Here is a 9,848-nt window from a genome sequence, read left to right as displayed (position 1 = left end):
AGGGATACCGCATCGTCACCGGCCGAACGCAACAGCCCATGATGGCGTTGGTGGGCGATGCGCTCAAGGCCACGCTCATCATCGGCATCGCCACCGGCGCGGCCAGCGTGTCCTCTTCTCTGTACTGGACGCTCACTGACGGTACCGCCGGCGCCATTACATCCTTGGTCTCGCAGGACTCCGTCAGCCCCTACCAGAGTATCGACAAGAACCTCGCCTACATGCAGGGCATGCTCTCGGCGATCGATACGCTGGCGAGCGGCGGTGATCCCTCCGTGGACAGCGCCAAGGAGCGCGCCAAGTGGTTCTCAGGCATCGGCATTGCCGGGCCGGGCTTGGTCGGCGGGTCGATTCTGCTGCTCAACAAGATCGCGATTGCGCTGTTCGTGGGGTTCGGGCCGCTGTTCATCATCTGCCTGCTGTTCGAGCAGACGAAGTCGCTGTTCAGCAAGTGGCTGTTCTACGGCATCGGCACGGTGTTTTCGCTGGCGGTGCTCAGCTTCATGGTGGGTCTCGCGAACAACGTGATCCGGTCGGTGGCAGTGGCGTTCCTGGCCAAGTACGCGGCGCTGTTGGCAGGTGGTGATGGAGGTATCGACGGCGAGGGCATCACGTCGCTGGCGCTGCAGCAGGGTGGGCTGGGGCTGGTTCTCACCCTCCTGATCGTGAGTGCACCGTCCATGGCTGCGGCGTTCTTCCGAGGAGTGCTCGGGCAGTTCCAGGCGTACTCGCCTTTCGGGATGCTGGGCGGCGGAAGTGGCCGGGGGCAGCCGCTGGTGACCTCTGGGTACCAAACGGCGCTGACGGATTCTGAGCGAAGCAACTCGGGAAGAGCCGCTCCGGCACCTTTGTCCAAGTTCGACGATGGCGCGTCCGCCTTCCTCGACCGAGAAATTCCTGATCTTTTGAATCGGGCCTATGGGCCGGGGGCTTTGGTCAACGTTCAAATGGGACGAATGTCCCCCGCTGTGCAGGAAACAAACACATCACCAACCGCCTGGGACTACAAGACGCAGGCAGCCCGGCTGTCGCACGACGCGAACCAATTGCAGGACGCGGAGCAATGGGCGCGCAGTCGCGGATTGAATGTCGAGGCAAACGACTACCGTGATGTTGCGCAAAGGGCTTACTACGCGTCCCAATCCGCGCTACAAGCGAGTGTTCGAATGAACGCGCAAAGCCTTGGGGAGTTGCCTCAAGGTCCGGCCAGCAGTCCATTTGCGCCTGGGTGGAACACGGGAGAGTACTCAGCTGGAGTGCAGTATCGGCAAGGGGCGAACATGCCCGACTACGTCGGTGTGCAGGTCGGGCTCTACGTGGCGTCCGGGGGCATTGCGGTGAATCTTCATAATGGCGAAGTGTCTGGGCAGTGGTCCTTGAGCCGCAGCTATCCTGCCTATTCAGCGAAGCCAGGTGTGACGCTGCTCGTGGGCCGAATCATTGACGGCAGGGGTGTAACTGATACCAGCGAGTTTCTTGCCGGCGGCGGCGCTCAATTGGGCGGATTCGCCCCGACACCTATCCCCCTTCTTGGTGTCGGCGGTGGCTTAAGCCATTCTTATGGGGGCAAGACTGCAATCGAACTGGGGATTTCGTTCCCCCCTGGTGTTCAGACTTCTCCGGCCGGATACGGCTTCGAACTGAAGTCAAAAAATTCAAAGTAACGGAGACGCAATGGGTGTGCCAAATATGAGCAAGGAGAGGTATGACTCTCTGAGCAAGGTTCAGAAAATCGCCTACTGGTCGATAGTGATCGTGGCGGTGGCGTTCATTGCATACATGTGGTTCTTCTATTAGAGAAATTGTCCTTCCTAAAAGATTGAACTGATCGCTTCGGCCCAGTGCACGATTCAGATCAAGCCTTCTGCACCCTCTAATGCGCCTGCGAAGCCACCGGCAAATCGGGCAGCACATTCAAAATCCGCAACGTCTGCTGCACCACCTGGCTGAACACCGGCGCCGCCACCAGCCCGCCGAAGTACTTGCCCGCGCTCGGCTCATCGATCATCACCGCGACGATGACGCGCGGCTTGTCGATGGGCGACATGCCGGTGTACCAGGCGCGGTACTTGTTGCTGGCGTAGCCCTTGCCGACCTGCTTGTGGGCGGTGCCGGTCTTGCCGCCGACCGAATAGCCTTCAGTCTGCGCGAGTGGCGCGGTGCCACCGGGCGCCGCGGCCATGTGCATCATCTTGCGCACCTGGCTCGCAACCAGCGCGGAGAACACCGGCACGCCCACCGGCGGCTCTTCGGCCTTCAGCATCGTGATCGGAATGACCTTGCCGCCGTTGGCGAACGCCGTGTAGGCATGGGCGATCTGGAACAGCGAGGCCGACAAGCCGTAGCCGTAGGACATCGTGGCCTGCTCGATCGGGCGCCACGACTTGTACGGCCGCAGGCGCCCGGTCACGGCGCCCGGGAACACGGTCTGCGGCTTCTGCCCGAAACCGAGCGAGGTGTACGAATCCCACATCTCCTTGGGAGTCATGCGCTGCGAGATCTTGGTCGCGCCGACGTTGCTCGATTTCTGGATCACGCCTTCCACTGTCAGCACGCCGAAGTTCTCGTCGTCGTGGATCGTCGCGCCGGACACGGTGATCCGGCCGGGGTTGGTGTCGATGATCGTCTGCGGTGTGACGCGACCGAGTTCGAGCGCCGTGGCGACGGTGATGGGCTTCATCGTCGATCCGGGTTCGAACACGTCGGTCATTGCACGGTTGCGCAACTGCTCGCCAGTCAGGTTGTGCCGGTCGTTGGGGTCGAAGCTCGGGTAGTTGGCCATCGCGAGCAGTTCGCCGGTGGTGGCGTCGACCACGACGGCGCTGCCTGCCCTGGCCTTGTTCGCGACCACGGCATCGCGCAGCTTTTCATAGGCCACGGCCTGGATGCGGTCGTCCAGGCTGAGCTGAATGTCGTGGCCTTCGATCGGCGGCACTTGCTCGCCCACGTCCTCGACCACGGCGCCCAGTCGGTTCTTGATCACGCGGCGCGAGCCGGCCTTGCCGGCGAGTTCCTTGTCGAAAGCGAGTTCGATGCCTTCCTGGCCGACGTCCTCGACGTTGGTGAAGCCGGCCACATGCGCGGCGGACTCGCCGGCAGGGTACTGGCGCTTGTATTCCCGCCGCTGGTAGACGCCCTTGATGTCGAGCGCGGCGATCTGCTTGGCGACCGTGTCGTCCACCTGCCGCTTGAGCCAGACAAAGCTCTTGTCGTCGTCATTCAGCTTGCGCGTGAGTTCCGCCTGCGGGATGCCGAGCAATTCAGCCAGCTTCTTCAACTTCGGCTGCGTGGCCGGATCGGCGGGGTCGACGTCTTCCGGGATCGCCCAGATGCTGGGCGCCGGAATATCGGACGCGAGGAGGTCGCCGTTGCGATCAAGGATGCGGCCGCGGTTGGCCGGGAGTTCGAGCGTCCGGGCGAAGCGCACTTCGCCCTGGTGCTGGAAGAACTCGTTGCCGATCACCTCCACATAGAAGGCGCGCGCGGCCAGCACGAGAAAGCCCAACGCGATGGCGGCCACGATGAACTTGCTGCGCCAGACAGGGGTCTTGCTGGCGAGCAGGGGACTGGTTGCGTATTGGACGCTGCGTCCGCTTCGATTCATTGGTTGTTCATTTCGATGGGTTGTGCAGTGGCGCGCCGTCATCGTCCTCGTCGCTCTTCGACGAAGCGAAGAGGTCCCAGGCCGCCATGAAGAGCGCCGCGATCACGGGCCCGATCACGAAGCCGTTGATGCCGAAGATCGAGAGGCCGCCGATCGTAGACATCAGCACGATGTAGTCGGGCATCTGCGTGTCCTTGCCGACAAGCAGGGGGCGCAGGATGTTGTCGACCAGCCCGATCACGAAGACGCCGATGAAGATCAACCCCAGTCCCTTGCCGATCGCGCCGATCGCCAGGAAGTAGATCGCCACGGGCGTCCAGATCAGTGCTGCGCCGACCGCCGGCAGCAGTGACAGGAAAGCCATCAGCGTGCCCCAGAGCAGGGCGCCCTGCACGCCGAAGAAGGAAAAAGCCGCTCCGCCGATGATGCCCTGCGTTGCGGCGACGGCGATGTTGCCCTTGATGGTCGCCCGGATCACGGTCGTGAACTTGTTGAGCAGGTGGTGCGTGTGAGGCTTTGCCAGCGGCAGCGAATCGCGAACGACCTTCGACAGATCGCCGCCGTCGCGCAGCAGGAAGAAGAGCAGATACAGCATGAGCCCGAAGCTCACCAGGAACTCGAAGGTGTTCTGGCCGATGGCGACCGCGTGCGAGGCGATCATCTGGCTGCCCTTGAGAGCGGATTGGGATATGCGGCTGATCAAGCCTTCGAGGTTGCCCAGGCCGAAGCGGTTGAGCAGGTCGAGCGCCCAGTGCGGCAAGGCGTTCACGACCTGCTGGAAATAGCTGGTGAAACTGATGTCGCCCGAGCGGACCTTCTGGGTGACGATCGCCACCTCCTCGACCAGCGACACAGTGATGATCGTGAGCGGAATGATGACGATGACCATGGCCATCAGCAGGGTGGTGATCGCGGCCAGGTTGCGCCGGCCGCGCATCTTCTTCACGAGGAGCCGATAGATCGGCGTGAACAGGATCGCCAGTGCGACGCCCCACATCACTGCGCCGAAAAATGGGAAGAGGATCCAGCCGAACGCGATCGTGACGATCGCCAGCAGGAAGAGGAAGGTGCCGCGCTGGAGGGCTGGGGTGTTCATGAGCGGTAGGGAAGTCTAACCGCGCCCTTGGGTGTGTTGGGCTCGTTCGGGGGGGGCTTGCCTCATGGCGCTGGGTATCATCCACCGAGGTCGTCGCTGGGAGGCACGACCCGGCGGTTCTGCTTTTTCTTTTAGGGAGGCGGGGCCGAGGGAGCTTTCGGAAATACCGATGATAAGAATGACACTCTCCATTTATTGGGGCAGCCGCTTGCAGCGGTGCCTGTTGCTGCTCGCCTGCATGGCCTTTGCGGCGTGTGCAGCCGTGCCCCCAGAGGCGTCCTCGACCTTCTCAAAGGCACCGCCCGCCAAATACCGCTGGGAAGGCTACAACGACAAGCCCGTCGAGGCTCGCCTGGGGCCGCATCGCTACATGATTCCGGCCAACTATTTCCGCGATCAGATGGGGCCGGACTTCCAGGGCAATTTCACCCTGATGGTGCAGTGGCCAGATCTCCAGCCGCTGGCTCCGGGCAAGCGCTCGCAGCAGGATATGGAGACCTTCCAGAAATCAATCGCGATCTCCCCCCGCTATGTGGATCGTGTCCCCATGGCGGGACGGCTCGAGAAAGCGATTCGTCCGCATGCGTCCGAGAACACGCTCGCCTATCAGGATCCTTCCGAACGCTTGGACATGATGGACGAACAGCCGCAACGGTTCGGTCTGACGCCGTACTACGTCAGTCGCGAAAGATTCCTCGCCTACGCCAAACTGCGGGAACGCGAGGACGGCCACCCGTACCGTGCGCGACTGGAGGACCAGGAGGATAGGTATCTGGTGCGCGATGCCCAGGGCCGGCTCACCACGGTCATCAAATGCGCTTCTCACTTGCAGCCCGATGGCTTCACTCTCCAGGGGAATCGGCTGCTCAGAGATGATTCGCCCCGAGTGGCCATATGTACGCATGACTTCCTGATTCCACAGGACAAGATTGCGCTTTCGCTCAGCTACACACGAATCTTCCTCGAGGACTGGAAACGCATCGAGGATCGCACCCGGGGATTGCTGAAGAGTACCGCGTCCACTGAACTTACCGCTGACCACCGAAAGAAAGCAGCATGGCAGAACTGAATCGGCAAGACATGGACATCCTCGAAAGCTACGCCAAAGACGGCAACCGCGAGCTCTACTGGAACTACTTGGCTCAGCACCCTGGCAATGATGGCTATGGTCTGCTCGCGCTCGGCGTGGTGCGCAACGACAACATGCCGGGCGCCATCGCCAATGCATTCGCGCAGAACCATGCGCGTATGCACGACGATCGTTCGCTCACTGAGCGGGAGTGGGAAAACTTCGGCCAGGATTTAGTCAAGCGGGATTTCGGTCGCCGACAAATTCACATGGCTGACAAGCGGCATGACCTGGCGCTGAATCTGCCCGTCGACGATGTTCAGCGCGCGCATGACGATGCCTTTCGCACGGTCGGCATCGACCCCGACGCCTGGACCCCTCGCCTCCTGCTAGAGGCCGCACGCCGCCACGGCGGCGAGGCGGCCGCCGAGGACGTGTGGCACCAGATGCTCGACAACCGCACTTGGGGCCTCGACCGTCTCACGGCCACCATGAGCGATATCGCTGTGCATTACAACGACGCGCAATTGCCGACGAGCCGCTACATGAGCGCTCTCGCCGCGGCGACTGCAGTGGCATCGCAGGACCGATCCCACGCCGACCCCGACGTCATTGGCGGCCTTCATTTCTACTACGTATACGACCATCGCGAGCGTGAATGGTCCAGCGTCACGGCCAGCCCCTTGGGCCCTGCGATATCGCGCGTCACCGATCCACGCACCGTTGCCGAACTCGACGATGCCCGCGCCGTGCGGCTGGAGCGGCAGGCGAAGTCCGGGGACTTCCATTCCCTCGATCCGCATCGCGAGATCGCGAAGAGCCCGCGTTCGCTCGCTGATGCCGGATCATCTTTGGCGCCCGAGACGCAGGCAGCAAGCCTTGGCAACCCCGTCGCATCGCGCAATACCCTGGACGACCTGTTCACGCGCCTGACCGATGCGGCGATGAATCGCGACATCGCGGGCATGCGCGCGGTGGGGTGGAAGTTCCGGCAATCCGAGGAAGGGCAGAGTTGGCTGCAGGCCGGCCGGGACTACAACGAGGCCCAGCGTCAAGCGGCACTGGATGCACAGCAAGCCGAACAGGCCGCCATGCAGCTGTTGGCACCATCGGCGCGCAGGCGCAGGATGCGCTCAAAGCCGGGCTGCAACAAGCCGTCGATCAATGCAAGACAGAACTGCAACAAGTAGCGCGGCAAGCGGCGCAAACAGCTCACAGTCTGCAAGCGCAACGTGACGCGCTCCACCAACTGCAGCAGGGGCTGGTCTGGAAGTGCGCCATCGCCCTGATGGTTGGCTCGGTGTTGGCGGCGGGTGGTTCGAGCTACCTTGCCTGGAAGAGCAGGGACGAGATCAAGCGCGCCGAATTTGGAACCGCGATCGTTCGCGCCACGCAATCTGGTGCATTGACGCGATGCGACGACATGCTGTGCGTCAAAGCCGGCAAGAACGCTCCGCGCCACGGGAAAAACAGCGAGTACGTCCTGCTTGGCGAGTAGGGCGCGCTCGCGCCCGAAGACCTCAACGAGACGCGTGCCGGCGTGCGATGGGGGCCAGGGTCGCTCGCAGCCGCTCGTCGTCGGTCGGTTCTGCCGCCGCATCGACCTGGAGGGCTTCTTCGACGTTGCCGATATGGTCAAGCATCAGTTGCCGGGCGCGGGGCGTATCGCCGGCTTCGAGGGCGGCGACGATGGCGGCGTGCTCGGTGCACGATTGGGCGGCTTCGTGCCTTGATTGGAAAAGTGTTGCTGCCAGCGTGGTGCGCGCGGTGAGATCGCGCAGTACGTCGCAGAGCAGGCGGTGGCCCATCTGGTCGGCGAGGCAGACGTGGAAGTCGGCGAGCAGGAAGGCGCGGGTGGCGGCGTCGGCGCCGGCGATGGCGCGCTTTTCGTCGGCAATGTGCTCGCGCAGCTTGCGGATCACCTTCGACAGCGGCCGGCCGGCTTCGGCCAGGATGCCGGCCTCGACGATACGGCGTGCGGCAAAGGCGTCTCGCGCCTCTTCGGCCGAGGGCTCGACCACATACCAGCCGCGGCGCGATTGCACTTCGACGAAGCCCCGCGCCTGCAGTTGCATGAGCGCCTCGCGCACCATGGTGCGGCTGACGCCGAAGTTCTCCGCCAGGGCCTGCTCGCCGAGTCGTTCGCCGGGCGCGAGCTTTTGCGCGAGGATGGCTTCGACCACGCGCTCGGCGATGGTGGTGGGTGTGACTTCGGTCATATCGCTCAATGTGCCGGCTGGATGACGACGGGCGATTCGGGTGTTCCCGCTTCGGCCAGGGGGTCGTCCTCGAATGAATGCGTGCCGTTGAGGACTGCATGGGCCCGCTCGCGGTCGATGTCGCCCTCCCATGCCGCGATCGCCACGGTGGCGACGCAGTTGCCGACGAGGTTGCCGAGCGCGCGCGCGATGCCCATGAACCAGTCGACCGACAGCACCAGCACCAGTCCGATGGCGGGGATCGCCGGAATGGCATGCAACGTGGCGGCCAGCACGACGATCGCGGAACCCGGCACGCCGTGCGCTCCCTTGGACGTGACCAGCGCGATCGCGAGGATCGTCAGCAGGTCGGACATGGAGATCGGCGTGTTGGTCGCCTGCGCGATGAAGACCGCGGCCAGCGTGATGTAGATCGAGAAGGCATCGAGGTTGAACGAGTAGCCGGTCGGAATCACCAGGCCCACCGTGGAGTCGCGAATGCCCATGTGGCGCAGCTTGGCCATGATCTGCGGCAGCACGCTGTCCGACGAGGTCGTGGCGAAGACGATGGTGAGTTCTTCACGCAGGTAGCGCAGCAGCTTGACGAGGCTGAACCCCGACAGGCGCATCACCAGCCCGAGCACGACGAAGACGAAGATCAGCACCGAGAAGTAGAACAGCCCGACCAGCATGCCCAACTGCTTGAGCGAGCCGATGCCGTACTGGCCGACGGTGAAGGCGATGGCACCCAGGACGCCCAGCGGCGCCAGCTTGATGATGATGCCCATGATCTTGAACAGCACCAGCGAGAGCGCATCGACGACGACCGAGACCGGCCGGCCACGTTCGCCGAGCAGCGTCAACGCGCAGCCGAAGAGCACCGCGAAGAGCAGCACCTGGAGCACGTCGCCGGTGGCGAAGGCATTGACCACCGTCGTCGGGATCAGCTTCATGATGAACTCGACCGTGCCGCCGCTGGTGAGCTTGTCGGCGGTCGATGTGTAGGCGCTCAAGGCCGCCGCGTCGAGCTTCGACGGATCGACGTTCATGCCGACACCCGGCTTGAACACGAAGGCCAGGACCAGGCCCAGCCCGAGCGCGACGGTGGTCAGCACCTCGAAGTAGATCAGCGACTTGATGCCGACCCGACCCACGCGCTTCAGGTCGCCCGCGCCGGAGATGCCGTGCACCACCACGCAGAAGACCAGCACCGGGATGATCATCTTGATCAGCTTGATGAAGCCGTCGCCCAAGGGCTTGAGCTTGACGGCGAAGTCAGGGAAGAACAGGCCCGCCAGCACGCCGAGTACCAGCGCGATGACGACCTGACCGAAGAGGGATTTGGCGAAACGGGGCATGGAGGATCTCCCAGGGTGGGTGGTTGCATGCAAGGTGTTCGCTGTCTTGCATACAAGCAATGTAGGCAAGATTTGGCGTTTTGCCTTGGGGGTATTCCCGGGGGGCGGAGTGAGATCTGAAAAAACTCATAGTGCGAGGAACAAACTCGTAGTCGGCGAAATAAAGACGTAGAGTGGCCTCTCGTCGCGTCCGGCAATACGACCACGGCTTCTTGATTGGATAGTCGGAACGAAGCCCTGACTCACGGATAGCTTGAGGGGCAGAACGGTCTTTACCGATCTACCCGAGGATGACGCACAGAGTTGCGTCCAGCGGTCCCATGGGAGGCCCGGTGCAAGTGGGTACCGATCGGGTCTAGCAGCGGCGGAGAGAGCACGTAGGCACGATGCAGCAACGTGCAGACATGCGGCGTCTCGGACGATGCCCGAGAGGAGTGCCCGCGTTGCTGCACTGCGCCGGCTTGGTTGTCGATATCTGTCCGCATCGCCGCATCCAGTACCGGCATCATTCCGCTCGTCAACC

Annotated in this window: 7 protein-coding genes; 3 read left to right on the top strand and 4 right to left on the bottom strand. The window is 63.0% G+C overall.

Annotated elements, in window-relative coordinates; translation table 11 throughout:
* The coding region (locus tag AC1DHL_RS15675) for a TrbL/VirB6 family protein (RefSeq protein ID WP_478162532.1) at positions 1–1,664 on the top strand (1,664 nt) is incomplete at its 5' end.
* Positions 1,665–1,873: 209 nt separating this feature from the next.
* Here the strand turns inward: AC1DHL_RS15675 and AC1DHL_RS15670 are convergent.
* Together AC1DHL_RS15670 and AC1DHL_RS15665 are read right to left on the bottom strand one after the other, a co-directional pair.
* Entirely contained in the window at positions 1,874–3,604 is a 1,731-nt protein-coding gene (locus tag AC1DHL_RS15670; protein ID WP_478105924.1) for a peptidoglycan D,D-transpeptidase FtsI family protein, read from the bottom strand.
* A 7-nt stretch (positions 3,605–3,611) separates the two neighbouring features.
* Positions 3,612–4,700, bottom strand: coding sequence for an AI-2E family transporter (locus AC1DHL_RS15665; protein WP_478162531.1), 1,089 nt, complete (start codon positions 4,698–4,700; stop codon positions 3,612–3,614).
* 178 nt (positions 4,701–4,878) lie between these two features.
* Between AC1DHL_RS15665 and AC1DHL_RS15660 the strand changes: the two genes are divergently transcribed.
* A complete protein-coding gene (locus tag AC1DHL_RS15660; protein ID WP_478162530.1) occupies positions 4,879–5,769 on the top strand; it encodes a hypothetical protein in 891 nt (296 codons plus the stop codon).
* Positions 5,757–6,959 (top strand): hypothetical protein, encoded by a 1,203-nt coding sequence (locus tag AC1DHL_RS15655; protein ID WP_478162529.1) that lies wholly within the window; start codon positions 5,757–5,759, stop codon positions 6,957–6,959. Before AC1DHL_RS15660 ends, AC1DHL_RS15655 begins: the two co-directional genes overlap by 13 nt.
* 330 nt (positions 6,960–7,289) lie before the next feature.
* Here the strand turns inward: AC1DHL_RS15655 and AC1DHL_RS15650 are convergent, their stop codons facing one another.
* Entirely contained in the window at positions 7,290–7,988 is a 699-nt protein-coding gene (locus AC1DHL_RS15650) for a GntR family transcriptional regulator (RefSeq protein ID WP_478162528.1), read from the bottom strand.
* 5 nt (positions 7,989–7,993) lie between these two features.
* Positions 7,994–9,325 (bottom strand): C4-dicarboxylate transporter DctA, encoded by a 1,332-nt coding sequence (locus tag AC1DHL_RS15645; RefSeq protein WP_478105918.1) that lies wholly within the window; start codon positions 9,323–9,325, stop codon positions 7,994–7,996.
* Positions 9,326–9,848: the final 523 nt, after the last annotated feature.

The sequence above is a fragment of the Variovorax sp. 10L426 genome (assembly GCF_056395305.1).
The sequence above is the reverse complement of the archived record's forward strand: the minus strand, read 5'-3'. Positions and strand labels throughout refer to the sequence as shown.

Coding starts and splice junctions, on each gene's coding strand:
- AC1DHL_RS15670 (WP_478105924.1), bottom strand. CDS start 3,604: ATGAATCGAAGCGGACGCAGCGTCCAATACGCAACCAGTCCCCTGCTC.
- AC1DHL_RS15665 (WP_478162531.1), bottom strand. CDS start 4,700: ATGAACACCCCAGCCCTCCAGCGCGGCACCTTCCTCTTCCTGCTGGCG.
- AC1DHL_RS15660 (WP_478162530.1), top strand. CDS start 4,879: ATGACACTCTCCATTTATTGGGGCAGCCGCTTGCAGCGGTGCCTGTTG.
- AC1DHL_RS15655 (WP_478162529.1), top strand. CDS start 5,757: ATGGCAGAACTGAATCGGCAAGACATGGACATCCTCGAAAGCTACGCC.
- AC1DHL_RS15650 (WP_478162528.1), bottom strand. CDS start 7,988: ATGACCGAAGTCACACCCACCACCATCGCCGAGCGCGTGGTCGAAGCC.
- AC1DHL_RS15645 (WP_478105918.1), bottom strand. CDS start 9,325: ATGCCCCGTTTCGCCAAATCCCTCTTCGGTCAGGTCGTCATCGCGCTG.